This window comes from Plantibacter sp. ME-Dv--P-122b, assembly GCF_030209375.1.
Lineage (GTDB): Bacteria > Actinomycetota > Actinomycetes > Actinomycetales > Microbacteriaceae > Plantibacter.
Genome location: NZ_JARVSC010000003.1, coordinates 141346 through 166462, shown reverse-complemented (window position 1 = coordinate 166462; position 25117 = coordinate 141346). Strand labels below are relative to the sequence as shown.

At 70.7% G+C, this 25117-nt stretch carries 23 protein-coding genes; 16 read left to right on the top strand and 7 right to left on the bottom strand.

What is annotated here, in order from left to right:
* Positions 1-27: 27 nt before the first annotated feature.
* The gene (locus tag QRN19_RS05560; protein ID WP_085513208.1) at positions 28-510 is read right to left on the bottom strand and encodes an Lrp/AsnC family transcriptional regulator; all 483 of its coding nucleotides are present in this window, start codon (positions 508-510) and stop codon (positions 28-30) included.
* 193 nt (positions 511-703) lie between these two features.
* Between QRN19_RS05560 and QRN19_RS05555 the strand changes: the two genes are divergently transcribed.
* Both QRN19_RS05555 and QRN19_RS05550 read left to right on the top strand, forming a co-directional pair.
* Positions 704-1510: a PP2C family protein-serine/threonine phosphatase gene (locus tag QRN19_RS05555; RefSeq protein WP_285025768.1), complete on the top strand. Its 807-nt coding sequence runs from the start codon at positions 704-706 to the stop codon at positions 1508-1510.
* 91 nt (positions 1511-1601) lie between these two features.
* The gene (locus QRN19_RS05550; protein WP_285025767.1) at positions 1602-4655 is read left to right on the top strand and encodes an FtsK/SpoIIIE domain-containing protein; all 3054 of its coding nucleotides are present in this window, start codon (positions 1602-1604) and stop codon (positions 4653-4655) included.
* Positions 4656-4685: 30 nt separating this feature from the next.
* Here QRN19_RS05550 and QRN19_RS05545 read toward each other — a convergent pair whose 3' ends face one another.
* Complete coding sequence (locus tag QRN19_RS05545) at positions 4686-5690, bottom strand: asparaginase (protein WP_285025766.1); 1005 nt, start codon at positions 5688-5690, stop codon at positions 4686-4688.
* On the bottom strand, positions 5687-7060 hold the full coding sequence (gabT, locus tag QRN19_RS05540) for a 4-aminobutyrate--2-oxoglutarate transaminase (RefSeq protein ID WP_285025765.1): 1374 nt from the start codon (positions 7058-7060) through the stop codon (positions 5687-5689). Before gabT ends, QRN19_RS05545 begins: the two co-directional genes overlap by 4 nt.
* Positions 7061-7142: 82 nt before the next feature.
* Here gabT and QRN19_RS05535 point away from each other — a divergent pair, with 82 nt between their 5' ends.
* On the top strand, positions 7143-7625 hold the full coding sequence (locus QRN19_RS05535; RefSeq protein WP_192006645.1) for an OsmC family protein: 483 nt from the start codon (positions 7143-7145) through the stop codon (positions 7623-7625).
* A 21-nt stretch (positions 7626-7646) separates the two neighbouring features.
* Here the strand turns inward: QRN19_RS05535 and QRN19_RS05530 are convergent, their stop codons facing one another.
* Positions 7647-8459, bottom strand: coding sequence for a lysophospholipid acyltransferase family protein (locus QRN19_RS05530; protein WP_285025764.1), 813 nt, complete (start codon positions 8457-8459; stop codon positions 7647-7649).
* Positions 8460-8605: 146 nt separating this feature from the next.
* Here QRN19_RS05530 and QRN19_RS05525 point away from each other — a divergent pair, with 146 nt between their 5' ends.
* From QRN19_RS05525 to ispG, 7 genes are all read left to right on the top strand, one after another.
* Positions 8606-9604 (top strand): FKBP-type peptidyl-prolyl cis-trans isomerase, encoded by a 999-nt coding sequence (locus tag QRN19_RS05525; RefSeq protein ID WP_285025763.1) that lies wholly within the window; start codon positions 8606-8608, stop codon positions 9602-9604.
* 35 nt (positions 9605-9639) lie between these two features.
* Complete coding sequence (locus QRN19_RS05520) at positions 9640-10719, top strand: 1-deoxy-D-xylulose-5-phosphate reductoisomerase (protein ID WP_121291795.1); 1080 nt, start codon at positions 9640-9642, stop codon at positions 10717-10719.
* A gap of 85 nt (positions 10720-10804) precedes the next feature.
* Positions 10805-12139, top strand: a complete 1335-nt coding sequence (locus tag QRN19_RS05515) for a M50 family metallopeptidase (protein WP_285025762.1) — start codon at positions 10805-10807, stop codon at positions 12137-12139.
* Between the two features lie 125 nt (positions 12140-12264).
* Positions 12265-13473 carry a sensor histidine kinase gene (locus QRN19_RS05510; RefSeq protein WP_285025761.1) on the top strand — a complete coding sequence of 403 codons (1209 nt, stop codon included), beginning with the start codon at positions 12265-12267 and terminating at the stop codon, positions 13471-13473.
* Positions 13470-14129, top strand: a complete 660-nt coding sequence (locus QRN19_RS05505) for a response regulator transcription factor (RefSeq protein WP_285025760.1) — start codon at positions 13470-13472, stop codon at positions 14127-14129. The genes QRN19_RS05510 and QRN19_RS05505 overlap by 4 nt, the downstream gene beginning before the upstream one ends.
* A gap of 137 nt (positions 14130-14266) precedes the next feature.
* Positions 14267-14605 (top strand): SHOCT domain-containing protein, encoded by a 339-nt coding sequence (locus tag QRN19_RS05500; protein ID WP_285025759.1) that lies wholly within the window; start codon positions 14267-14269, stop codon positions 14603-14605.
* A gap of 76 nt (positions 14606-14681) precedes the next feature.
* Positions 14682-15842 (top strand): flavodoxin-dependent (E)-4-hydroxy-3-methylbut-2-enyl-diphosphate synthase, encoded by a 1161-nt coding sequence (ispG, locus tag QRN19_RS05495; RefSeq protein WP_064295337.1) that lies wholly within the window; start codon positions 14682-14684, stop codon positions 15840-15842.
* A 45-nt stretch (positions 15843-15887) separates the two neighbouring features.
* Here the strand turns inward: ispG and QRN19_RS05490 are convergent, their stop codons facing one another.
* Genes QRN19_RS05490 through QRN19_RS05480 form a run of 3 tightly spaced genes read right to left on the bottom strand, consistent with a single transcriptional unit; the run spans position 15888 to position 19421 of the window.
* Positions 15888-17234, bottom strand: coding sequence for a DUF6716 putative glycosyltransferase (locus QRN19_RS05490; RefSeq protein ID WP_285025758.1), 1347 nt, complete (start codon positions 17232-17234; stop codon positions 15888-15890).
* On the bottom strand, positions 17227-18156 hold the full coding sequence (locus QRN19_RS05485) for an N-acetylneuraminate synthase family protein (RefSeq protein WP_285025757.1): 930 nt from the start codon (positions 18154-18156) through the stop codon (positions 17227-17229). Before QRN19_RS05485 ends, QRN19_RS05490 begins: the two co-directional genes overlap by 8 nt.
* Positions 18153-19421: an acylneuraminate cytidylyltransferase gene (locus QRN19_RS05480; protein WP_285025756.1), complete on the bottom strand. Its 1269-nt coding sequence runs from the start codon at positions 19419-19421 to the stop codon at positions 18153-18155. The genes QRN19_RS05485 and QRN19_RS05480 overlap by 4 nt, the downstream gene beginning before the upstream one ends.
* 198 nt (positions 19422-19619) lie before the next feature.
* On the opposite strand from QRN19_RS05480, the gene QRN19_RS05475 reads away from it, so the two are divergent.
* The 6 genes from QRN19_RS05475 to QRN19_RS05450 are packed head-to-tail and all read left to right on the top strand — an operon-like array spanning position 19620 to position 25114.
* Entirely contained in the window at positions 19620-20621 is a 1002-nt protein-coding gene (locus QRN19_RS05475) for an AAA family ATPase (protein WP_502928030.1), read from the top strand.
* 4 nt (positions 20622-20625) lie between these two features.
* Positions 20626-21516: a DUF58 domain-containing protein gene (locus tag QRN19_RS05470; RefSeq protein WP_285025754.1), complete on the top strand. Its 891-nt coding sequence runs from the start codon at positions 20626-20628 to the stop codon at positions 21514-21516.
* On the top strand, positions 21503-21970 hold the full coding sequence (locus QRN19_RS05465) for a hypothetical protein (protein ID WP_285025753.1): 468 nt from the start codon (positions 21503-21505) through the stop codon (positions 21968-21970). Before QRN19_RS05470 ends, QRN19_RS05465 begins: the two co-directional genes overlap by 14 nt.
* Entirely contained in the window at positions 21961-22959 is a 999-nt protein-coding gene (locus QRN19_RS05460; protein ID WP_285025752.1) for a vWA domain-containing protein, read from the top strand. The genes QRN19_RS05465 and QRN19_RS05460 overlap by 10 nt, the downstream gene beginning before the upstream one ends.
* Positions 22956-23996 carry a VWA domain-containing protein gene (locus QRN19_RS05455; RefSeq protein ID WP_285025751.1) on the top strand — a complete coding sequence of 347 codons (1041 nt, stop codon included), beginning with the start codon at positions 22956-22958 and terminating at the stop codon, positions 23994-23996. The genes QRN19_RS05460 and QRN19_RS05455 overlap by 4 nt, the downstream gene beginning before the upstream one ends.
* Positions 23993-25114, top strand: a complete 1122-nt coding sequence (locus QRN19_RS05450; protein WP_285025750.1) for a hypothetical protein — start codon at positions 23993-23995, stop codon at positions 25112-25114. Before QRN19_RS05455 ends, QRN19_RS05450 begins: the two co-directional genes overlap by 4 nt.
* Positions 25115-25117 lie beyond the last annotated feature (3 nt).

Sequence of the window (25117 nt, the reverse complement as noted above, 5' to 3'; positions counted from 1 at the left end):
CGGCTTGCGCCGATGCGGGGAACCCCCTTAGCGGGTGCCCCAGTCGTAGAGCTGCTTGTGCAGGCGCAGGTAGACGAAGGTCTCCGTTCCGGAGACGCCGTCGACGGTACGGATCTCGTCGTTCAGCAGCGCGATCAGTTCCTCGTCGTCCTCGCAGACCACTTCGACCAGCAGGTCGAAGGAGCCGGCGGTCAGGACGACGTAGTCGACGGCCGACAACGCGGACAGACGGTCCGCGACCACGCGGGTGTCACCGGTCACCCGGACGCCGATCATCGCCTGTCGGGTGAAACCGAGCTGCATCGGGTCGGTCACCGCGACGATCTGGATGACGCCGGACTCGGTGAGCTTCTGCACCCGCTGCCGCACGGCGGCCTCGCTGAGGCCGACGGCCTTCCCGATCTCGGCGTAGGAGCGGCGGCCGTCGGTCTGGAGCTGCTCGATGATCGCCTTCGAGGTGTCGTCGGGCGGCGCCGCCTTCGCCGGTGGATCGGAGCTCGCTCGTGTCATGCGTCGATCATGACAGTGCCGACGGGTCGCGGCAAGCGGATCCGCAGGACCGGCGGACCCCGGCGTGCGGATCCGTCGTCGCCGATCCCCCGGCGGAATCCGCCGAGCCGGGTAGGGCGGTCCTGCGGTCGGCCGGTACCGTACTATCGTCGAGGGTGCATCAGCCACCGCCAGCCGTATTAGAGGAGCAGACGTGACCGAGCACGGGCAACGGATCGTCACGCTGCCCGGCGGGCGTCGAGTCTCACTCGCGTGGGCCGGCATGACCGATGTCGGCAAGCGGCGCGAGTTGAACGAGGACGCCTTCGTGGCGCTCCCTCCCGTGTTCGCCGTGGCCGACGGCATGGGCGGTCACTCCGCCGGCGAGGTCGCGAGCGCCGCTGTCGCGCACCGCCTCACCAAGGCCACCGAGGGGGCCGAGATCCTCACCGTCGACGGTCTCGTCGACGCGCTGCGCATGGCCGTCGCGGACATGATCGACACCGCGGAGGAGGGCGAACTCGGCATGGGCACCACCGTCACCGGTGTCGTCCTCACAGCCGACGAGGGCGAGGGGCGCGTCGCGGTCTTCAACATCGGCGACTCCCGGGTGTACCGGCTGCAGGAGGGCGAGCTGGTCCAGGTCACCGAAGACCACTCGATCGTCCAAGAACTGATCCGCGCCGGAGCGATCAGCCCGGAGGAGGCGGAGTTCCACCCGAACAGCAACATGATCACCCGGGCCGTCGGACCGTCGGACGACCCCGTGCCGGACGTCGAACTCTTCCCGATCGAGACCGGTGCCCGATGGCTCGTCTGCTCGGACGGGCTCACGAAGGAACTCACCGACCACGGCATCTGGTACTTCCTGACGGAGGGGGCCACACCGGTCGACGCGGCCGAGCTCCTGCTGCGTGCCGCCCTCGACAACGGCGGACGCGACAACGTCTCGGTCATCGTGCTCGACATCGCGGCGGTCGACGAGTCCGCGGACGAGGGCGTCGAGCAGCCCGCCTCCTGAGTCCGCTCCACAGCCGCTGCTCGCGAGGCCTCCGCGCCACGTCGGGTCGTCCGGGGGAGCCGTCAGGCCCGCACGGTGCTCCACTGGAGCCATGAGCCCTTCGGACGTGTCGCCATCCGCGACGACCTCGCACCGGCCCGTGACGACTCCGACCCGCCTCCGTGCCCCCAGCCCACCGGCGCAGCCGCCCGCCGGGTCGCTCCCGATCCTCGCGAGCCTCGCTCCGGTCGTCGGGTCGGTCGCCCTGTTCGCCATCACCGGCTCACCCGTGACCCTCGTCTTCGCCGCGCTCGGGCCCCTCATCGCCGTCGCCGGGTTCATCGACGCACGCTGGACCCGACGGCGGCGCGGACGGCGGGCACGCGTGGCGTACGACGCTGCGGCGCAGGAGCTGGAACAGGACATCGCGCGCGCACACGCCGAGGAACGCGAGGAACTGGGCGCGCTCCATCCTGCCGGTCGGCAGCTCGATACCCTCGACGGACCCGATCGTGCCAGATGGCGGGTACCGGAGGCCCGACGTACGCTCGTCTGCGTCGGGCGAGGGGAGACGAGGAGTGCCGTCCGGGTGGACGCGGGCGCCGACGACGAACGGTGGGAGTGGGCGGCACGGCTGTCCGAGGCGCCCGTGGTGGTCGACGCGGTCGAGGGGATCGGCATCGTCGGCGGGAAGGTGATCGCGCGCGCGGTGGCCCGCAGCATCCTCGTCCAGCTCGCCCGACAGCTCCCGCCGCAGGCAGCGCAGTTCTCCGGCGAGCCCGTGGCTCCCGACGATCGCACCTGGGCGTTCCTCGGAGACCTCCCGCACCGTGCGGTCTCGGACCCGGTCGAGCCTGCGCACGGCGGGCGAACGGCGGAGCCGACCTCCGTCGCGGTCGTCGAACGCTGGGAAGCGGTCGGGTCCGCCGCGGGGCGTTCAGGAGGACGCCCACCGACCGGCGGTGTGCTCATCGCACTGTCCGACACCGTCGAGCTCATCCCCACCCGCTGCAGACACCTGCTCGTCCTCGGTGCTGATGGGCAGACCGTCCTCGCCGACGGTACCGGTGGTTCCTCGTCCGTGTCGGTGTCGCCCACCCTGCTCGCGGAAGCCGAGGCGGAGCATGTCGTCGCGGCGCTCACCGCCGCCGCACTCACGACGGGGGAGTCCCCGACCCTCTCGAGTCTGCCGACCGACGTCGCTTTCGCACAGGTGCATCCGGTGCGAGGCCGACGCCCGCCGACGGGATCCGACTGGCGGCCCGATGCACTCCGGGTCGCCGTCGGCGCCGGCGTCGAGGGCGTGCAGCTGCTGGACCTCGGGGCGGACGGCCCCCATGCTCTGGTCGGTGGCACGACCGGGAGCGGCAAGAGCGAACTGCTCATCACCTGGATCACGGCTCTCGCCGCGCAGTGCTCGCCGCAGGAGCTCTCCCTGCTCCTCGTCGACTGCAAGGGTGGTGCTTCATTCCAAGCGGTGGAGACCCTGCCGCACGTGGTCGGGATGGTGACCGACCTCGAACCGGGAGCGGCGGAGCGCGTCGTGTCGAGTCTGCGAGCCGAGCTCCGCCACCGCGAGCGCGTGCTCGCCGAACACGGGGCGCGGCACCTGCTCGACCCCGTGCTGCTGCCGGAACACCGCCCGGCTCGGCTCGTCGTCGTCGTCGACGAGTTCCAGGCACTGCTCGACGCGAGCCCGCACCTCCATCAGGTGTTCGCCGACCTCGCGGCCCGTGGACGATCACTCGGCCTGCACTTGATCCTCTGCAGTCAGCGTCCTGCGGCGGTCGCCGCCGATGCCATCCTCGCGAACTGCACGCTCCGTCTCTCGCTCCGGGTCACCTCGCGCCCCGACAGCGCCGCGATCCTCGGCGTGCCCGATGCAGCGTCGATCCCGGCCGGGACACCGGGCCGCTGCATCGTCTGGAACGGTGACCGACGACTCGTGTTCCAGTCCGCGGTCACCACCTCGGACGACATCCTTGCGGTGCGCGAGCGCTGGCGCGACGCGCCAGTCCCTCGGCGGCCTTGGCTCGACCCCCTGCCGCCCCGGCTGGCGCTGAGCGCCGTCTCGGCGATCGAGGCGGGACGTTCCGGAGGATCGGAGAGCGCCGGTGGCGGCTGTCCTCCCGGGGAGGGCATCGTGTTCGGCCTCGCGGACCTCCCCGAGGAGCAGGCGCAACGTCCCGCGGTGTGGTGTCCGGAGCACGACGGCTCACTGCTGGTGCTCGGCACCGGGCGTTCCGGTCGGACGACCCTGCTGGACACGCTCGAGGTCGGCGCGCGCGATCGCTTCCAGGTGGAGCGCGTCGGTCACGATGCCGAGCAGGCCTGGGACACCGTCATGGCACTGTCGGATCCGCTCCGTCCGACCGAGCACAACCTCCTCCTCCTCGTCGACGACGTGGAGTCACTCCTCGCCACCGCCGGGGACGAGCACGGCGCCGCCCTCCGCGACGCACTGCTCGGCCTGCTTCGAGACGGCGGACGCCGCGGCATCAGCGTCGTCCTCGTCGCCTCCCGGCTCGGCGGGGTGGTCCACCGGTTCTCGGCTCAGCTGGGCAGCACCCTGGTCCTCCGCCTCGCCGATCGGCAGGATCATCTCGTCGCCGGCGCACCCGCCTCCTGCTTCGATCCACGCCGCCCTGCCGGCCGCGCGCACTGGCAGGACGCGGAGGTGCAGATCGCGCTCGCTCCGCCGTCGCCTGCGTCGCCGTCCTCTGCGCCCGGGGTCCACCGCTGGCGGCCGAGCCCGGAACGCGCGACCGTCATCGTCACGCGTGCGACCGGAGCAGTCCGGGCGATGCTGCAGCGCCCGAACGGGACGCAGCAACGTCTGCGGCTCATCGAACCGGCGGCGCACCCGTTCCCGTCCGCACCGCTCGCGGGCGTCGCCGGCATCGAGAAGGACGTCCCGGAGGACGATGCCGCGGTCGTCGTCCTCGTCGACCCCGAGACGTGGTTGTCTGGCCGGTTGGTCGTCGGCCGAGACCTTCCGCCGAGCACCGCGGGTGCCGACCTGGTGGTCCACGCCTGCTCCGCCGCCGACTTCCGGCAGGTGACCAGGAGTCGCGAACTCCCGCCGCTCCTCGGCTATGCGAGCGGACGTGCCTGGTGGTGGCGGGCCGGGCAGGAGACGACGCGTGTGGACCTGCTCGGCTCCTGACCCGACACCGCCGAGGCTGTCGGACGGCGGTCAGACCGCGGTGACGGCGATCCGCCCGACGACGGCGGCTCCGCCGTGGATGGCCAGGTCGAGTTCCGGTTCGAGGGCGTCGACGGCGGCCGCATCGAGCGCTCCGACCGAGACGAGCAGCCGGAGGGCGACGATCGTCGAGGCCCGGAGCGAGCCGTCGAGGACCTTGAGGGCGACGGTCGCGCCGCCGGGTGCCGACATGACCATCACACCTTCCGCACCGAGCTTCGCGAACAGGCCGAGGCGTTCGATGACGAGCGTGTTCGCCCGGCCGGGCCCGTCGAGCGCCCAGCCGTTGGCGAGCACCGCCGCCGTGAGCAGCCCGGCGTTCCGGTACAGGGCGAACGGCGAGGTGGGCGAGGAGTTGACGACGCGTCCGATGCCACGAGCGAGTCCGGTCAGCGAGATCGCGTACACCGGCGCCCCGCAGCCGTCGACCCCGCTGGCGGCGGGCTTCTCGCCGGTGAAACGCTCGACGGTGTCGCGGATGGCGAGCTGCAACGGGTGGTCCGGCTCGAGATACGTCGCCTGGTCCCACCCGTTCTGCGCGCAGGCGAGCAGCATGGCTGCGTGCTTGCCGGAGCAGTTCATGTACAGGGGGCTCGTGCCGAGCCCGTCCCGGACCAGCTCGTCGCGGGACGCGCGATCACCGGGCCAATCGGCCGGGCACTGCAACGCTGAGTCCTCGATCCGCGCCCGGCCGAGCATGCTGCGCACGACCTGGACGTGCTTCCGGGTCCCCGCATGGCTCGCGGTCGCGAGCACGGCCTGAGCGCCCTCGAGGGAGACGCCGGCGTTCATGATCGTGATCGCTTGGAAGGGCTTGAGGCACGAGCGGGGGAAGACCGGTGCGTCCGGTGCTCCGAGGCTCGCGAGGACCTCGCCCTCCGGCCCGAGGACGATCGCCGATCCGGCGTGTCGTGACTCGACGAAGCCGCTGCGCTCGACCACGGCCAATTCCACCGCGTCCGCGACGCCGAAGGTCTGGGGGACCGCCGTGCTCACAGCGCTGCGAGCGCCTGATCGATGACCGTCATCGCGTCCGCGATGAGCTCGTCGGAGACGGCGAGGCTCGGGAGGAAGCGGAGGACGTTGCCGTACGTGCCGGCGGTGAGGACGAGCACGCCCTGCTGCGCGGCGGCTGCGGCGATGGCGCTGACGGCGGCCGGGTTGGGCTCCTTCGTCGTCGAGGCGGTACCCGGCTGGACGAGCTCCATCGCGATCATCGCACCGATGCCGCGGACGTCGCCGATGATGTCGTACTTGCCCTGCAGCTCGAGCAGCGCCGACGTCAGGGTGGCACCGATGCGATCCGCTTCGGCCAGCAGACCACGGGACTCGATCGACTCGAAGACCGCGACCGACGCGGCACACGCGACGGGGTTGCCACCGAAGGTACCGCCGAGGCCGCCGGGCTGGCTCGCGTCCATGATCTCGGCGCGCCCCGTGACCGCAGCGAGCGGCAGGCCGCCGGCGATGCCCTTCGCGCTCAGCACGAGGTCGGGGACGAGGCCGAAGTGCGAGCTCGCAAAGTACTCGCCGGTGCGCGCCATGCCGCTCTGGATCTCGTCTGCGATGAACACGACGCCGTTGGCCGTGCACCACTCCTGGAGCGCGGGGAGGTAGCCCTCGGCGGGGACGACGAAGCCGCCCTCGCCCTGGATCGGCTCGACCACCAGGCACGCGAGGTCGGTGGCGCCGATGCGCTTCTCGAGGTACGCGATGGTGCGGGCTGCGGCCGCAGTTCCCGACAGGCCGTCGTGGTAGGGGTAGGAGTTGGGGGCGTGGTAGACGTCGCCGGCGAACGGACCGTAGCCGGTCGCGTACGGGGCGGCCTTGTAGTTCATCGCCATGGTCAGGTTGGTGCGACCGTGGTAGCCGTGGTCGAGCACGGCGACCGCCCGTCGACCGGTGTATTTGCGGGCGATCTTCACGCCGTTCTCGACCGCCTCGGCGCCCGAGTTCACCAGGACCGACTTCTTCGCGAAGTCGCCCGGGGTGTGCTCGGCGAGCAGTTCCGCGACGCGCACGTACTCCTCGTAGGGGGTGATGGTGAACAGGGTGTGCAGGACGTCGGCCGCCTGGTCCTGGACGGCGCCGACCACGGAGGACTCGGTGTGACCGATGGTGGTGACGCCGATGCCGGCACCGAGGTCGATGAACTGGTTGCCGTCGACGTCGACGACGATCGCGCCGTGCGCGCGCTCGATGTACACCGGGAGGACGCTCGACACGCCATCGGACACGACGGCGGTCCGGCGGGCGTGCAGCGCCTGCGAGCGTGGGCCCGGAACGGCCGTCACGATGCGACGCTCCTGCGTCACGCTGGGGGCGGAGGCGGTCGTCTGGTCCGTGGTGTCGAGCGTGTCAGTCATAGTCCTCCAGCGTAGCGCGACCTCCCGACAGCGGGGCCGCGAACGCGGGCTGCGGCGGGGAGGCCAGTGGGATACTGGTGGCATGATCACGGGCCACCACGACTACACCATCGGCGTCCGCTGGGACGGAGACCTCGGGACGGGCACGAGCGGGTACCGGGACTACTCCCGGGAGCTCACGGTGACGGCCGCCGGGAAGCACGACCTCGAGGGGTCGGCCGACAAACCGTTCCGCGGCGACCCGGGTCGATGGAACCCCGAGGAGCTGCTCCTGGCGGCCCTGGCGCAGTGTCATCTCCTGTCCTACCTCCACGTCGCCGTGACCCTCGGTGTCGTGGTGACGGCCTACACGGACGATGCCGTCGGGACCATGGTCGAGGACGGCGCGGGCAGCGGAGCGTTCACCGAGGTGGTCCTGCGCCCGCAGGTCACGGTCGCCGACGCGTCGATGGTCGAGGCGGCGCGAGCCGGACACGCCCGCGCCAACGAGCTGTGCTTCATCGCCAACTCGGTGAACTTCCCGGTCCGCCATGAGCCGACGATCGTGGTCGCGACGACCGCCTGAGGATCAGGAAGATGCCGTGCCTCAGAGCCGTTCCGGGCGCAGGGCGCGCTTGATCCGCTCGACGGCGTCGGCGGGCGGCGACTCGTTGTAGGCGTTCGCGAGCTCCTGACCGGTGAGCGCGTGGATCGCCGCCATGATCTCGTCCGTCGCCTTGCGTCTGGCGCGTCCTGAGGTCGCCGGGCCGTGGTGGCTCACGTCGATGGGCTCGCCGAAGATCACCGTCACGGGTTTGAACTTCGGGATCGTCGTGCCGACGGGCATGAGGTCGTCGGTGCCGATGAGGCCCACCGGCACGACCGTCGCGCCCGTGGTGAGCGCCAGCCAGGCGACGCCGGTCCGGCCGCGGTACAACCGTCCGTCGAGCGACCGGGTGCCTTCGGGGTAGATGGCGAAGGCCTCGCCGCTCTCGAGGATCCGGCGTCCCTGGTCGAGCGCCTCCTGCGCCGCCTGCCCGACACCCCGTTCGACCCCGACCGCGCCGATCGAGGTGAAGAAGGTGCGCGAGACCCAACCCTTCAAGCCGTGGCCGGTGAAGTAGTCGGACTTCGCCAGGAACTGCACCCGACGTGGGGCACTGATGGGGATCGCGATGCTGTCGATGAAGGAGAGGTGGTTGCTCGCCAGGATGACCGGCCCACGCTTCGGGACGTTCTTCCGGCCGATGATCTTGGGGCGGTAGAGGAGCTTGGCCGTCGTGTTCAAGACGGCTCGACCGAAGTAGTAGACGACACCGGGTTTCGAGGGTGCGACCGCCGTGTCGTCCGTCGACGGCTCGACCGTGGTCTGGTCGGAGGGTTCCTGGGCGCGGCGCTGCGTCTGCTCCTCATCGGCCATGCGCACGACTGTACCCGCCGTCGCATGCGCGACCCGGCATACTCACGCGTACTCGTGCACCGCGGATGTTCGGCGCGCTGTCAGCCAGCATGGAGCCTGGTGGGTGAAACTGGACCGACCCCTCAGCAACGACCGAAAGTTCCCCTGTGCGCAAGAGCCTCTGCCTTCTGGCCGTCATCGCGTCCCTCGTGTCGCTGACCGCGTGCAGTTCGGCGACGTCGCAGTCGCAGGCGCTGGCCAGCCCGGGGGAGTGCGCCGACACGAGTGCCGGCAAGGCGTCCAAGGCGATCAGCGTGAGCGGCGACTTCGGCTCGATCCCCGAGGTCACCTTCGCGAAGGGGAAGCTCGCCGCCGACGCGACCGAACGGACGATCGTGTCGAAGGGTGACGGCGAACAGGTCGACCCCGGCGACACGACCTTCGTCGAGATGTCCATCTACAACGCCGTGACCGGGTCCATCGTCGCGCAGACCGCCTACGGTGCGAGCCCCGCGACCGCGATCGTGGTCAACGACCAGAAGTACCTGAAGGGGCTCGTCCGGGCCGTGGAGTGCACGACGGTCGGATCCCGCGTCGCGGCGTTCGTCACGGCGGGCGACGGATTCGGTTCCGCCGGCTCGAGCGACGGCACGGTCCAGGCCGACCAGCCGCTGGTCGTCGTCGCCGACGTCCTCAGCACCGTGCACAGCGACGCCAAGGCCGACGGCGTCCCGCAGGAGCCCGTCGCCGGGATGCCGGCGGTCGAACTCGACACCGCTGGACGGCCGACGGTCACCATCCCCGAGGAGCCAGCCCCGGCCGATCTCCAGGTCGCGGTCCTCAAGCAGGGCGACGGCGCGGTGGTCCAGCCCGACGCCGAAGTGATCATCAACTATCAGGGCGTGAACTGGCGGACCGGCGAGGTCTTCGACGAGAGCTGGGGCAACGGGCCGACCAACTTCCAACTGTCCGCCGTGGTGAAGGGCTTCTCGAGCGCCATCGCCGGCCAGCACATCGGATCGCAGGTCATCGCCGTCATCCCACCCGACCTCGGATACGGACCGAGCGGCGGCAACAGCCAGGCGGGCATCGAAGCCGACGACACCATCGTGTTCGTCATCGACATCCTCGACGCGAGCAGCACCACGGCTCCCGCCGCGGGCTGAGCGGCCCGCACCGCCGCCGACGTAGACTGACCGCCGTGAGACGCGTCATCATCCTCGGATCAACCGGCTCGATCGGCACGCAGGCACTCGACGTCATCCGGGGTGACCGCGACCGCTTCGAGATCGTCGGTCTGACGGCCGGCTCGAACGCCGAGCTCCTCGCCGAGCAGGCCGCCGCCTTCCACGTCGACGACACGGCTCTGGGCGCGGCCGACGCCGAGCGGCTCATCCGCAGTGTCGACGCCGACGTGGTGCTGAACGGCATCACGGGCTCCATCGGGCTGGGACCGACCCTTGCGGCCCTCGAGACGGGCCGGACGCTCGCGCTCGCGAACAAGGAGTCGCTCATCGTCGGTGGCGACCTCGTGCGGCGGATCGCGGCACCCGGCCAGATCGTGCCCGTCGACTCCGAGCATTCCGCGATCGCCCAGGCCCTCCGTTCCGGCACCGCCACCGAGGTGCGCCGGCTCGTCCTGACCGCCTCGGGAGGGCCGTTCCGTGGACGGGACCGCGCGTCACTCGTCGGTGTCACGCCGGCCGAGGCGCTCGCCCACCCCACCTGGGACATGGGTCTCGTCGTCACGACGAACTCGGCGACCCTCGTCAACAAGGGGCTCGAGGTGATCGAGGCGCACCTGCTGTTCGACGTCCCGTACGACCGCATCGAGGTGACGGTCCACCCACAGTCGATCGTCCACTCGATGGTCGAGTTCATCGACGGTTCCACCATCGCCCAGGCCTCGCCGCCCGACATGCGGCTCCCTATCTCCCTCGGACTCGACTGGCCCAACCGGGTCGGCGGCGTGGGCGTCCCGCTCGACTGGACGTCGCCCCAGCAGTGGACGTTCGAGCCCCTCGACCACGAGGCCTTCCCTGCGGTGCGACTGGCCAAGCTCGTGGGTGGGCAGGGTCGCACCTATCCGGCCGTGTTCAACGCGGCGAACGAGGAAGCCGTCGCGGCCTTCCACGCGGGTCGACTGGGCTACCTCGGCATCCTCGACACCGTCCGCGCGGTCGTGGACGATCATGAGGCGCCCGAGGGCGAGCTCACCCGCGAGGCGCTCGCCGAGGCGGAGCGCTGGGCGAGGGCCCGCGCGCAGCAGCGCATCGGCTGACCTGCTCGATCATCGTCGGAAGCTTCCGAGCGGCCGTACAGCCGGCGTGCAGCCGGTGACCCGACCGCGCGAGTAGGGTTGCGCCGTGGAATCCGTCCTCCTCTACCTCCTCGGCATCGTGATCGTGCTCGTGGGCCTCATCGTGTCCATCGGGCTGCACGAGGTCGGTCACCTCGTGCCCGCGAAGCTGTTCGGCGTGCGGGTCACCCAGTACATGATCGGCTTCGGCCGCACCATCTGGTCGCGCCGCAAGGGCGAGACCGAGTACGGGGTCAAGATGATCCCGCTCGGCGGCTACATCTCGATGATCGGCATGTTCCCGCCAAAGCAGCCCGGCGGTGCCGCCCGGAACGCCAGCACCGGCTTCTTCGACACGTTGGTCCAGGACGCGCGGGAGGCGAGTGCCGACACGATCGGCGCCGGCGACGAGGAGCGCACCTTCTACCGATTGCCCGTCTGGAAGCGGATCGTCGTCATGCTCGGCGGGCCGTTCATGAACCTCGTCCTCGCCGTCCTGTTCATCGGTATCGCCGTGTCGGGGTTCGGCGTCCCTCAGCAGAGCAGCACGCTGACGTCGGTGTACGAGTGCGTGTTGCCGTCGACGAGCGACCGCCAGAGCTGTGAGGCGGGCGATCCGCAGGGTCCGGCCGCTGCCGCGGGCTTGAAGCCGGGCGACACGATCCTCTCGATCGACGGCACCCCGATCTCCACCTTCGCCGAGATCTCCGCGGCCGTGCAGGATTCGCCGGGCAAGCCGTTGGCCCTCGAGGTCGCGCGCGGTGAGCAGCGACTCGACCTCACCCTGACGCCGTTGCTGCTCGAGCGGGACGTCGTCGACGCCGAGACCGGCAAGATCGTCACGAACGCCGACGGCTCGGCGAAGACCCATGAGGTCGGCTTCGTCGGGATCACCCCGCAGCAGCAGATGGTGGCGCAGCCCGTCACCACGATCCTGCCGACCGTCGGCGACACGATCGCCCGGACCGCCAACATCATCCTGAACCTGCCCCAGCGACTCATCGACGTCGGGCAGGCCGCGTTCGGATCCGGAGAGCGCGACCCGAACGGGCCGATGAGCGTCGTGGGTGTCGGACGGGTCGTGGGCGAGGTGGTCAGCCTCGACGAGATCCCGGTCGCGTCGAAGGCGGCGACCGTGTTCGGCATCCTCGGCTCGCTGAACGTCGCGCTCTTCGTCTTCAACCTCATCCCCTTGCTGCCCCTCGACGGCGGGCACGTCGCAGCCGCGCTCTGGGAGGCGATCCGTCGCCGCTTCGCGAAGATCTTCCGACGTCGTGATCCGGGGCCGGTGGACGCGGCGAGACTCATCCCGCTCACCTTCGGCGTCGTGATCGTCCTCGGCGGCATGAGCGCGCTCCTCGTCTACGCCGACATCGTCAAGCCGGTCAACCTCTTCGGGTAGACGGGTCACGGCTGCGGGGTCGACACCAGCAAGCCGGTCCGCCGACGACGGGTACTCCCCTTGGAGTACGGCGGAGGCACCGAGCGGCCGACGCGACGGCTTCCACCCGCGAGTAGCATGCAGGGATGGCATCGGTCGAGACGGGTTCGGCGCCCTGGATCACGCCGGGCGATCGCCGACCCGGGCGCCCCGTCTGGCGCCTGTTGACACCGGTGCTCGTGTCGCTCCTCGTCCAAGTGCCCGCGACCGCGGTGATCGCCCTCCACGGGGCGGTCGGCCCGGCTGCCGGCGGTTCGGGGTGGTCCCGTTCCTCAGCCGTCCTGCTGGCCGTCGCCGGCGCGCTCTGCCTGCTCGCGGCCAGGCGCTCGCCCGGGCCGACGGTCGCGGCCGTCGCCGTGTTGTCGAGCGCCTCGATGCTGGCGGGCCCCACCTGGGGGCCGCCGGCCGTGGCCTTGGCCTTCGCCGCCGCCTCCGGCATCGTCCGCGGGGCGCGCGGCTGGACCTATCCGTCGCTGGGCCTCGGCTGGGCGCTGGTCCTGACCGTCGCCCTCGCCCTCGGCTGGGAGCTGTCGGGCTTCCGCGTCGGAGCGACGACCGTCCTCGTCATCGTCGCCCTCCTCCTCGCCGAGGGGCTCCGCGCTCGACGCGAACAGCTCGACGCGGACCGCCGGCGGCAGGGCGAACGTCGGGCGTCCGCCGCCCAGGAGGAGCGCGTGCGCATCGCCCGTGAGTTGCACGACGTGGTCGCCCACTCGCTCGCGCAGATCACCGTCCAGGCGGGCATGGGACTGCACCTCATGGACACGCAGCCCGAACGGGCCAGGGAGGCGCTGACGAACATCAAGGGGTCGAGCAAGGCATCGCTCGACGAGGTCCGTGGCCTCCTCGACGTCCTCCGTGGTGCCGATGATGCTCAGGACCCCACGACCGGTGCGCCGAGGCGACCGGGGCCGGATCTCGAGGCGCTACCAGTCCTCGTCCAGTCCCTCCGGGACCAGGGCGTCGACGCGGTGCTCGACCTGCGCCTCGTCTCCACGCCCGGCGCGGCCGTGCAGCAGGCGCTGTACCGGATCGCGCAGGAGAGCGTCACGAACGTCCTCCGGCACGCGCAGGCCGGACGGGTCTCCGTCGAGCTCGTCGAGGTCGACGGCACCTACCGCCTGCTCGTGGAGGACGACGGAGTCGGCGCCCCGCCCGGACCCGCGGAGCACGGGAACGGTCTCCTGGGCATGACCGAGCGCGCCGAGCTCCTCGGCGGCACCCTCGAGTCCGGGCGGAGTCCGCTCGGCGGCTTCCGTGTCACGGCCCGGGTGCCGGTCCGAGGCGTCGCATGATCCGCGTGGTGGTCGCCGACGACCAGGCACTCATCCGCGGCGGGTTCCGCGCCCTGCTCGACGGCGAGCCGGACATCGAGGTCGTCGGCGAGGCGGCCGGTGGGGACGAGGCGCTCGTCGTCATCCGCCGGGAACGGCCGGACGTGGTCCTCATGGACATCAGGATGCCCGGCGGGGACGGCCTGGCCGCCACCGAGGCCATCGTCGCGGATCCGGCACTCGAGGCCACCCGCATCATCGTCGTCACCACCTTCGAACTCGACGAGTACGTCGCGCAGGCGATCCGGGCCGGAGCGAGCGGCTTCCTCGTCAAGGACACCGAACCTGCCGAGCTGATCCGGGCCGTCCGCGTGGTCGCCTCGGGTGACGCCCTGCTGTCGCCCGGGGTCACGCGGCGGCTGCTCACCCAGGTCGCGGGAGCGATCGCCGCGCCGCTCGACGACACCGTGATCGCCGGCCTCACGGAGCGCGAACGCGAGGTGCTGGGCCTCGTCGGACGCGGACTCACCAACGAGGAGATCGGCGGGGCACTGTTCCTCAGCCCGCTCACGGCGAAGACCCACGTGTCACGCATCATGTCGAAGCTCGCCGCGCGCGACCGGGTCCGGCTCGTCGTCATCGCCTACGAGAGCGGGCTCGTGAGTCCGGGCAGCTGAACGCCTGGCTGTCGTACTCCCGGGGGAGTCAGACGATCGGTCCCGTCGTCGGATGTCCTCCGACGGTGTCCGGAGGAGGCTCGGGTTCGTGATGCGGAGGACGGTCGTCGTCGTCCGCCCGACGAACGGAGTGCTCCATGTCCACCTCCCTGATCGTGCTCGCCGCGACCGCCATGCATCCCGGCGGTCCCGGGCCGGGCTTGCACCTCCTCTGGTTGCTCCTCATCCCCGCGTTCTGGATCGGCGTGATCGTGCTCATCGTCGCGCTGGTCGGTCGGCGGTGGCGTCGCCGGGCCTGGTCCGGGGCGTCCCCGGACGGCCACCAGGGCCCGCCGTGGGCCTGGCGTCAGGACGGGGCCAGGAGCGCCGAACAGACGCTCGCCGAGCGCTTCGCCCAGGGCGACATCGACGAGGTCGAGTATCGGGAACGGCTCGGCGTCCTGCGCGCGAATCGCGAGGCGCCGCCCACGCGTTGACCGCGCGTCGCGCCGTCCCAGCAGGCATTCAGCTCACGGGGAGCCTGCGAGGCGTCGCGCGCGTAAGCTGAGGCTCGTGGTAGCTATCAATCTGGGTCTTCCGTCGGTTCCCGAGACGCTCAGCCCGCGGCGCAAGTCGCGACAGATCAAGGTCGGCAAGGTGCTCGTCGGTGGCGACGCCCCGGTGAGTGTCCAGTCGATGACGACGACCCAGACGACCAACATCAACGCGACCCTCCAGCAGATCGCCGAGCTCACGGCCTCGGGCTGCGACATCGTCCGCGTGGCCGTCCCGACCCGCGACGACGCCGAGGTGCTGCCGATCATCGCGAAGAAGAGTCAGATCCCGGTGATCGCCGACATCCACTTCCAGCCCGCCTACGTCTACGCCGCGATCGACGCGGGGTGTGCGGCCGTCCGCGTCAATCCGGGCAACATCCGGAAGTTCGACGACCAGGTCGGCGAGATCGCCCGGCGCGCGAAGGCCGCCGGCGTCTCCCTCCGCATCGGCGTCAACGCCGGGTCCCTCGATCCGCGGTTGCTGCAGAAGTACGGCAAGGCGACCCCCGAAGCGCTCGTCGAGAGCGCCGTCTGGGAGGCGAGCCTCTTCGAGGAGCACGACTTCCACGACTTCAAGATCTCCGTCAAGCACAACGACCCGGTCGTCATGGTGAAGGCCTATCGGCTGCTCGCGGAGCGCGGTGACTGGCCCCTGCACCTCGGTGTGACGGAGGCCGGTCCCTCGTTCCAGGGCACCATCAAGAGCGCGACCGCGTTCGGCATCCTGCTCTCCGAGGGCATCGGCGACACCATCCGTGTCTCGCTCTCCGCGCCTCCGGCGGAGGAGATCAAGGTCGGGCTGCAGATCCTGCAGTCGCTGAACCTCCGCGAGCGCAAGCTCGAGATCGTCTCCTGCCCGAGCTGCGGGCGCGCGCAGGTCGACGTCTACAAGCTCGCGAACGACGTGACCGACGGCCTGGAGGGGATGAGCGTCCCCCTGCGCGTCGCCGTCATGGGCTGCGTCGTGAACGGCCCCGGAGAGGCTCGCGAGGCCGACCTCGGTGTCGCGAGCGGCAACGGCAAGGGCCAGATCTTCGTCAAGGGCGAGGTCATCAAGACGGTGCCGGAGTCGGAGATCGTCGCGACGCTCATCCAGGAGGCCAACCGTCTCGCCGCCGAGATGCCCGCCGACGACACCTCCACGGGCGCACCGGTGGTGACGGTCGGCTCCAACTGAGCCCGGAGCGCCGTCCGACCGGGCTCCGGTCGAACGGCGATCTCGTCAGCGAGCCGTTCGGTGACGAGCCCCGTGCGGAGCGCGCACCGGCGTCTCCGTCTCGATCGGCGCGAGCCGACGGGAGGGGATCGGTCGGCGTTCGGCCGGCTGGACGCCTCGAGCGCGACGGACCAGACGACGAACGATCTGCAGTGGCCGCCCGATGACGAAGGCGACCGTGCCCAGCGCGCTCGTGTCGGCTCGCCCGAACGCCCGACGACGCTCCCAACCGGTGCGGAGCATGCCGCCGCGACTGCGTCGTGCGCGAGGACGGATCGGCAGGGTCCCGAGGTCGCGCGCGACGAACGCCTCCTCCGACCGCTGGATCCAGTCGTCCTCCTCGACGGGGTGGAAGTAGTTCTGCTGCAGCCAGTCCGGGTTCGGGTGCCGGAACCGGGCGGCCATGAGGTCGTCCTTGGAGGCCAGCAGCCCGCTGCCCTCGAAGACGGTGTTGATGAGCGCCGGGTCCACACCGAAGTCGTCGAGCAGGATGACCGGCACGCCGGCGGCGATGGCTTCGATCGCGGCGGTGGAACTCACGGTGACGAGCCCGGCCGCGTGGCCGAGGTGGACCGCCATCGAACCGGTGGCGACCCGCAGGTTGTCGGGTGTCGGCCCGGTCAGGAGGGTGTCGAAGGGGTAGTGCTCGTGATGCGTCTGCGGGTCGCCGGCGAGGCCGCGCACCTTGATCACGACATCGAGGTCACGGTGCCGGATCGCGAGGGTCCGCAGCCAGGAGAGGATCCGGAGCCGGTCGCCGCGATCGGCCGGGACGGTGGCCTGGGCGGCGAAGATTACCCGGGTACGCGGGGCGGGCTCGGCCGGTGGCTCGGTCGCCGCGTCCGTCAGGAACGGCAGGGTCGCGAGCGCGAACGCCGGCTCGACCCCGTGGGCCACCGCCAGCTCGCGGTAGGCGGCGACCTCCCGGTGGCTGTGCAGGACGAAGACGTCCGCCTGCGCACGGAGGAAGATCCCCTTCCACTTCGCCGGGATGGAGATGCCCGGGAGGCCGGTGAGCAGCACCGGACGCGTCGCGCGTCCGAGCGCGAGGAGCTCCGAGATGACGACCTCGGCGACCGGCCCACGGGTGGAGACGAACACCCCGTCCGGCTGCTCGATCCGGATGAGGTCGACGAGTCGTCGGAGTGACAGGCGCCGGACGGTCCGACCCTCGAACGCCGTGTGGAGCAGGGCGATGTCCACCTGCCGGTCCGTGGCGGACACGTCGCTCTCGATGAGGACGAGGTCGACGTCCCAGCCCGTCGCGCGGGAGAGGGTGGCGGCGCCCCACTTCACGAAGGAGTCGGAGTCCACCACCCCGATCACCCGACGACGGGGCCCGTGATCAGGCATCGACCCTGCGCAGCTTCGCGAGCGGCGCGAGTTCGCCGGGGAAGATGCGCTTGACGCCGTCACCCATGGCGGTCTCGATGACCCGGATGTCGCGGACGAGGTTCGAGAAGCCGTGCGGTTCGAGCGACGCGGCGTGGTCCGAGCCCCACATGGCACGGTCGAGCGTGATGTGGCGTTCCACCATCGTGGCCCCGAGGGCGACCGCGGCGAGGGAGATCTGCAGGCCGGTCTCGTGGCCGGAGTACCCGATGGGCACCCCGGGGTACCGGGCGGCGAGGCTGTCGATCATCCGGAGGTTCGCCTCTTCGGCGGGCAACGGGTAGGTGGAGGTCGCGTGCAGGATGACCAGCGGTGAGCCCCGGAGGATCTCGACGGCGCGGTCGATCTGCTCGAGCGTCGACATGCCGGTCGAGAGGATGATCGGCTTCCCGGTCGCCGCGAGACGGGTCAGGAGGCTCGAGTCGGTCACCGAGGCGGACGCGACCTTGTGGGCGCTGACGCCCAGGTCCTCGAGGAAGTCGACCGACGGTTCGTCCCACGGGGAGGCGAACCAGCTGAGGCCGCGCAGGGTGGCGTGGTCGCCGATCTCGATGTACTGCTCGCGGTCGAACTCGACCCGGTAGCGGTAGTCGAGGTAGCTCATCTCACCCCACGGCGTCTGCCGCGGGACGTCGCGCATGTGCGCCGGCGTGGAGATCTCCGGCGTGCGCTTCTGGAACTTGACGGCCTGTGCGCCGGCGTCGGCGGCGACGTCGATGAGTCGCTTCGCGAGCTCCACGTCGCCGTTGTGGTTGAGGCCGATCTCCCCGATGACGTACGCGGGGGCGCCGCCGCCGACGGGGATGCCGTCGATGCGCACGGGAGACGGCTGCGTCCGGCCGTCGAGGTCGGTGGTGTCGTTCGCGTCCTGGTGGATGCTCATGGTCGTGCTCCGTTCGATTGCAGCGTGGACAGCTTCAGGGGGTCGAGGGGCGCGCGTGCGGCGAGGACGAGGTCGGCGAGTTCGCGGACGGCGCCATCGCCGCCCCGGCGTTCCAGGACGAGCCGGGAGACGGCATGGGCCTCCGGGTGCGCGTCGGCGACGACGACCGGCCAGCCGACGATCTCGAGGGCCGGGATGTCGTTGACGTCGTTGCCGAGGTACGCGATGCGGTCGAGCGGGACGCCCTTCACCGAGGCCCAGTCGCGGAGCGCGGTCGCCTTGTCGGCTGAGCCGTACACGACGTCGACGCCGAGTTTGGCCGCACGTGCGGCGACGATCGGGACCCGCTCGGTCGACAGGATCAGGAACGGCAGCCCGGCTTCGCGCAGCAGACGGACGCCGAGGCCGTCACCGCGATGGACGCTCACCCGTTCGACCCCGTCGGCGTCGATGCTGGCGCGGTCGTCGGTGTGGACCCCGTCGAAGTCGGTGACGACGGCATCGACGTCGAGGTGGTGCTCCGAACGCTCCGAGCCCGACGGGATGCCCAGCTGGCGTTCGGCGAGTCCGGCGATCGCCTCGGCGACGAGCAGATCCTCCGGCTCGTCGATGTCGAGCGCGGCGAAGGACCTGGTGACGGCCGGTGCGATCCGGCCGAAGAAGCGGTGCCCGGCCTCGAGGAAGCCGTCGGTGTCGAAGACGTAGAACGAGCCGGTCTCGCGGTACTGCGGGGCGCGGTCCTGCCGCCGGGGACGCTCGCGGTGGTCGTGACCGATCCCTCGGGCACCCTTCGCCTTCTCCGTCCAGAGGAATCCGTGGTCGAGCACCGCGGCGAAGACGGAGTCCGCCCTCCCGGAGGAGACCAGCGCGACGGCGTCGTCGAGCGCTTCCACGTCGAGGAAGGGCGACGTCGCCTGCGCGAACACCGTCACGGGGGTGAGCTCGCCACGCTCCGCGAGGACGCCGAGCGCGTGGAGGAGCGCGGCCTCGGAGGAGGTGCTGTCCTCGGCGAGTTCGGCGGGCCGATCGATGACCTCGGCACCGGCCGCCACGGCGGCGGCGGCGAGGTCCGGGTGGTCGGTCGTGACGACGACGCGCGAGACACCACCCGACCGCAGCAGACCTTCGACCGACCGCGCGATGAGGGTGCTCCCGCGGACCGTCCTGAGGTTCTTGCGGTGGATCCCCTTCGAACCGCCCCTGACCGGGACGATCGCCGTCGCGCCGCCGGTCTCCGGGGGCCTCCCGTGCGTTGCAGATGTCATCGATCCACGGTAGGAAGCAGCGGTGGACGCGAGGAGGACGGTGGGCGAACGGCGGCCGACGCCCGGGTGGCCATCCGGTGGCCGAGGCGTCCGAGCTCCGGATCTGCACACGTAGACTGTTCGGACCGCCGGGTTCCACCAGGCGGATCCGCGTTCGACGGTCAACCGTCCGGACCGCCAGCCTCGCCAGGGAGACCAGTGACCGTGACGCCGAGCACCCCCATCGCGCCCGCCGAGCTGCAGCGGGCCCGCAGCATCCTCTCCGAGATCGTCGGTGCCTATGACGCGAAGGTGGTCGGCCAGCAGGGCCTGCGCACCACCCTGCTCGCGGCACTCGTCTCGGGCGGACACGTCCTGCTCGAGAGCGTCCCCGGACTCGCCAAGACGACCGCGGCGGAATCGATCGCCCAAGCGGTGAACGCCTCGTTCAAACGCATCCAGTGCACCCCCGACCTGCTGCCGAGCGACATCATCGGCACCCAGATCTACGACGCCCGCACGGGCGCGTTCCAGACCCAGCTCGGGCCCGTGCACGCCAACTTCGTGCTCCTCGACGAGGTCAACCGGTCGAGCGCGAAGACCCAGAGCGCGATGCTCGAGGCGATGCAGGAACGCCAGACCTCCATCGGCGGCACGCACTATCCGCTGCCGAAGCCGTTCTTCGTGCTCGCCACGCAGAACCCCATCGAGCAGGAGGGCACGTACCACCTGCCCGAGGCGCAGCTCGACCGCTTCCTCCTCAAGGAGGTGCTCGACTACCCGACGATCGGCGAGGAGGCCGAGATCGTCCGTCGGGTGAACTCCGGGCTCTACGAGACCGACCAGGATCGCCCGGGGGTGAGCCTCGAGGACGTCCTGTTCCTGCAGTCCCTCGCCAAGCGGGTCTACCTCGACGCATCGATCCTCAACTACATCGTCCAGACGGTCTACGTGACCCGCCATGCGAGCGACTACCTGCCGCTGAAGCTCGCGAGCTACATCGAGTACGGGGCGAGCCCGCGTGCCAGCATCGCGTTCAGCACCGTCGCACGGGCGCTCGCGATCCTCGCCGGGCGTGACCACGTCATCCCCGAGGACGTGAAGGGCTACCGCCATCAGGTGCTGCGGCACCGCATCATCCTGAACTTCGAGGCCGCGGCCGACGACGTCTCACCCGAGACGATCATCGACGCCGTCTTCGGAGCGGTCCAGGCCCCGTAGGCCCGTGCCGACCCCGCTGCTCCACCGGGTGAAGTCCAAGCTCTTCATCCACGCCCACCGCCGCGTGCGGGGGATGCTCGACGGCGAGTACCGCTCGGTCTTCCAGGGCAGGAGCCTCGACTTCGACGACCTCCGCGAGTACACCCCGGGCGACGAGATCAAGGACATCGACTGGAAGGCGACCGCCAGACACGGTGCTCCGCTCGTGAAGCGCTTCATCGCCACGCGGAAGCACCAGGTGCTGTTCGTCGTCGACACGGGTCGTGATCTCGCGGCGCTCGCCGAGGGTGGGAGCACCAAACGCGAGGTCGCCATCCTCGCGGTCGGCATCCTGGGGTACCTCGCGATCCGGCACGGCGACCTCGTCGGTCTCGTCGCCGGGGACGCCGCCGCACCGGAACTCGTCCGACCCGCCGGCACCGAATCGGCGCTCGAACGCCTGCTGCAGCACATCGACCGGCGTGCGTCGCTCGCGGCACCCCAGAGCGATCTCGACGAGCTGCTCGGTTACGCGGCACGGTCGGTCAAGCAGCGCTGTCTGCTCGTGATCGTCTCCGACGACGAGGAGATCTCGCCGAAGCGGTCGGAGATCCTCCGTCGCCTGCACGTCCAGCACGAGGTGCTCTGGATCTCGGTCGGGGACGCCGACCTCATGCGAGCCGAGTACACCGGTCGGTCGATGGTCGACGTCGCCGACGAGCGGTCCCTGCCGGCCTTCATCCGGTCGGACGACGCGCTCCGACGCGAGTTCACCGAGGCCGTCACCAGCGCGACCGCCCGTCACCTCGACCAGCTCGAGGAACTCGGCATCAGCGGTCAGCGCGTGACCGGGGCCGACGACGTCGTCCCCGTCCTCTTCCACCTCCTCGAGGCCCACCGACATGCCCGGCGATAACGGCTACTACGCACCGGTCCAGTACACGCTGCTCTGGCCGGTGCTCGGACTCGTGCTCATCGCGCTCGTGATCGGGTGGTACATCTGGATGCTCGCCCACGTGCGCCGTCGCGCGCGCGGAAGCGCTCCACGCCCGGCGCCACAGCCGTCGCCGACCGTCCTGCGCGACCGCTACCTCGCACTCATCGGCGAGATCGAGCGCGAGCACGGGGACGGCGCGCTGAGCACCCGGCGCGCCCACCAGCGGCTCGGAGCCATCCTCCGGATGTACGCGCACGAGTCCAGCGGTGTCCGCGCCCAGGTCATGACCCTCGCCGACCTCGATCGCGCCGGACTCGGGCCACTCAGTCGTGCCGTGTCGGCCTACTACCCGGTCGAATTCCGCGAAGCCGAGACGGGCAGCGTCGCCGAGGCCGCCACGCTCGCCCGCCAGGTGGTGACGACGTGGAGCTGATCTACTGGTGGATGCCACTCGTCTGGCTCCTCGCCGTGGCCGCGGTGGTCGCCGCCGTCCTCCTCGTCGCCCGCACCGGGCGGCGCCGGAAGGCGAGCGCCGAACCCCTGTGGGTCGCGCACTCCGAACGGCTCACCGCGCTGCCCGGATACCGTCGCGCGCTGTCGCGGTACCGACGCCTCATCATCGCGACGATCGCCGCGCTCGGGGTGCTGCTCCTCGCCGGCACGGCCCTCGGGTCCCGCGTGGTGAGCACGACGGTGTTCCAGCCGGAGCTCCGCAACCGCGACATCGTGCTCTGCCTCGACGTCTCCGGGTCGATGACGGAGTACGACGCCGCGCTGGTCGGGGTGTTCGAGAAGCTCGTGCAGCGGTTCGACGGTGAGCGGATCGCGCTCGTCCTGTTCAACGCGTCCGCGACCACGTACTTCCCGCTGACGAGCGACTACGACTACGTGGCCGCGCAGCTCGACCACCTCGTCGAGGACCTCACCTCGCCGGAGAGCGACTACGAGTACTGGAACGGCACCGATCTCGGGAACGGGTCGTCCCTCATCGGCGACGGTCTCGGGTCCTGCGTCATGCGGTTCGACCAGGTCGGCGAGGAACGGTCGCGCTCGATCGTGCTCGCGACCGACAACTACGTCGCCGGCGAGCCGATCCTCACGCTCAAGGAGGCCGGCGCGTACGCGAAGGCGCAGGACGTGACGGTGTACGGGATCAACCCCGGCGACGTCTCCAGCAAGGACTACCTCGACGACCTCGCCGCGGAGATGGACGAGGTCGTGACGTCCACCGGAGGGGACTACTACGCGCTCGCCGACCCCGGCGCGGTCGGCGGTATCGTCCAGCAGATCACGGCCGAACAGACGAAGACGCTGAAGGGCGCCAAACAGCTCGTGCAGGTCGACGAGCCGTTCGTGTTCGTGCTGGCGGCGTTCGGCGGCCTCGCGGCGCTCATGCTGCTCGCCTGGAGGTTGCGCCGATGACCATCAACCCCGTCCTCCCGATCTGGGCCGTCGCCGTGCTCGGCACCGTCCTCGCGGCCTTCGCCGTCTGGCAGTTCCTCGCCGGGGTGCGGCGGCCGGGAGCCTGGCACTGGATCGCCCGACTGGCCATGGTCGTCGTGCTCGTGATCATCGCCCTCCGACCGACCATCCCCGGCAACCATCGCCCGCCGTCCGCGATGGGCGACCTCGACGTCTACTTCGTCGTGGACACGACGAGCTCGATGGCCGCCGAGGACTGGCCGGACGAGAGCGCGTCGGGGACGGACGAGAACGGCGCCCCGAAGCCGCCGACCCGACTCGACGGTGCGAAGGCCGACATCACCGGCATCGCCGACCGGCTGGCCGGTGCCCGCTACGCCCTCGTGACGTTCGACGCCGTGGCCGTCCAGCGCATGCCGCTCACGACGGACGCGACGGCGCTCCGGTCGGCTGCGGAGGCGATGACGCAGGAGATAACCACCTACTCCCGCGGCAGCAGCATCGACGCGCCGGTGGAGTTCATGACCACGCTGCTGACCCAGGCCGAGGAGCAGGAGCCGGGTCGGAACCGGATCATGTTCTACCTCGGCGACGGCGAGCAGACGAGTGGCGCGGCGCCCGGGTCGTTCGAGAGCATCGCACCGCTCATCGGCGGCGGTGGCGTGCTCGGCTACGGGACCGAGGCCGGCGGGACCATGCGTGAGTTCTCGGGATACCAGGACGGCAGCGTCCGCTACATCCAGGACTACGCGACCGGTGAGCCCGCCGTGTCCCGGCTGGATCCGGGCGCACTCGAGACGATCGCGTCGCAGCTCGGCGTCGAGGCGGAGATCAGGACTCCGGGCGCGTCGCTCGACGACGCGCTCGACGGCCTCGCGGTCGGCGGTGTCACCGTCGAGGACGAGGTGGACATCCGGCGCACCGATGAGCTGTACTGGGTGTTCGCGCTCGGGTTCGGCGTGCTGCTCCTCACCGAGCTCCCCGGCCTGGTCGGCGCGCTGGGCGAGCTCCGACGGACGAAGGGTGGGCGGGTATGACCCTCTTCGACGATCGGACCCGGACCGACGATGTGCCGCGCAGCCCCGAGCCACGGCCACGGCCCGAGGAACCGCGGCGTCCGCCGTTGGCCCCGGCCGAGGTCGCCCGGTTGCGCCGTCGGCTGTTCTGGTGGTCCCTTCCACTGGTGCTCATCGCCCTCGTCGTCGGGGTCAAGTTCGTGAGTCTGCCGGTCGTCGCGCAGTCGGCGATCGCCGAGTACCGCGCCGAGGACTACTCCGGGGCGCAGTTGAGCGCGGGGCACCTCTTCACGGGGAACGCCGTCGAGCCGTGGATCGCCTGGTTCGACCGAGGCACCGCAGCAGCGGCCGGACAGGACTGGGTGCAGGGGACCGACGACCTCGGGAAGGCGCTCGAGCTCGCGCCGACGAAGGAGACCGCGTGCATCGTCCGGGTCAATCTGGCGCGCGCGTACGAGACCCAGGCCGACGAGTACGTGAAGGGTCAGTTCTTCCAGGGCGCCATCAACCTCTACGACACCGCGAAGCGCATCGTCGACGAGGGCGAGGACTGCTTCGAGGGGGAGTCCCAGGATCAGAACGAGGACCAGCAGGACCAGCAGGACCAGGGTGGCCAGGGGGATGCGGGCGATCAGGGTGGTCAGGGCGGTCAAGACGACCAGGGGGACCAGGGTGAGCAAGGGGACCAAGGCGGCCAGGGGGACCAGGGCGAGCAAGGGGACCAAGGCGACGAAGGCGGCCAGGGGGACCAGGGCGATCAAGGGGACCAGGGTGACCAAGGAGACCAGGGCGACCAGGGCGACCAGGGCGGAACCGGGCAGCAGCCCGACGTGATCGATCCGAAGGGTACGCCCGGTGAGAACCTGCAGGACACCGGCGATCGCATCGACCGGAAACGTCAGGATGCGACCGACCAGCGCGACCGGTCCGGCGGGCAAGGCCAGCAGGATCCTTCGAACGGGGGACAGGGCGACGGCGACTCGAGCGGCTCGAGCGGTACCGGTGACAGCGAGGTCGACGGGAAGGTCGACAAGTTGAAGGACGCCGGCCAGGACGCCCAGCAGGACAAGTCGACCGAGGACGCCAAGAACCGCGGTCGGAACAACGACAACGGGAACTTCGCCGATCGCCCCTGGTAGCGG

Coding starts and splice junctions, on each gene's coding strand:
- QRN19_RS05465 (WP_285025753.1), top strand. CDS start 21,503: ATGCCCGGCGATAACGGCTACTACGCACCGGTCCAGTACACGCTGCTC.
- QRN19_RS05455 (WP_285025751.1), top strand. CDS start 22,956: ATGACCATCAACCCCGTCCTCCCGATCTGGGCCGTCGCCGTGCTCGGC.
- QRN19_RS05450 (WP_285025750.1), top strand. CDS start 23,993: ATGACCCTCTTCGACGATCGGACCCGGACCGACGATGTGCCGCGCAGC.
- QRN19_RS05550 (WP_285025767.1), top strand. CDS start 1,602: ATGAGCCCTTCGGACGTGTCGCCATCCGCGACGACCTCGCACCGGCCC.
- QRN19_RS05510 (WP_285025761.1), top strand. CDS start 12,265: ATGGCATCGGTCGAGACGGGTTCGGCGCCCTGGATCACGCCGGGCGAT.
- gabT (WP_285025765.1), bottom strand. CDS start 7,060: ATGACTGACACGCTCGACACCACGGACCAGACGACCGCCTCCGCCCCC.
- QRN19_RS05490 (WP_285025758.1), bottom strand. CDS start 17,234: ATGCCTGATCACGGGCCCCGTCGTCGGGTGATCGGGGTGGTGGACTCC.
- QRN19_RS05480 (WP_285025756.1), bottom strand. CDS start 19,421: ATGACATCTGCAACGCACGGGAGGCCCCCGGAGACCGGCGGCGCGACG.
- QRN19_RS05535 (WP_192006645.1), top strand. CDS start 7,143: ATGATCACGGGCCACCACGACTACACCATCGGCGTCCGCTGGGACGGA.
- QRN19_RS05505 (WP_285025760.1), top strand. CDS start 13,470: ATGATCCGCGTGGTGGTCGCCGACGACCAGGCACTCATCCGCGGCGGG.
- QRN19_RS05560 (WP_085513208.1), bottom strand. CDS start 510: ATGACACGAGCGAGCTCCGATCCACCGGCGAAGGCGGCGCCGCCCGAC.
- QRN19_RS05500 (WP_285025759.1), top strand. CDS start 14,267: ATGTCCACCTCCCTGATCGTGCTCGCCGCGACCGCCATGCATCCCGGC.
- QRN19_RS05530 (WP_285025764.1), bottom strand. CDS start 8,459: ATGGCCGATGAGGAGCAGACGCAGCGCCGCGCCCAGGAACCCTCCGAC.
- QRN19_RS05485 (WP_285025757.1), bottom strand. CDS start 18,156: ATGAGCATCCACCAGGACGCGAACGACACCACCGACCTCGACGGCCGG.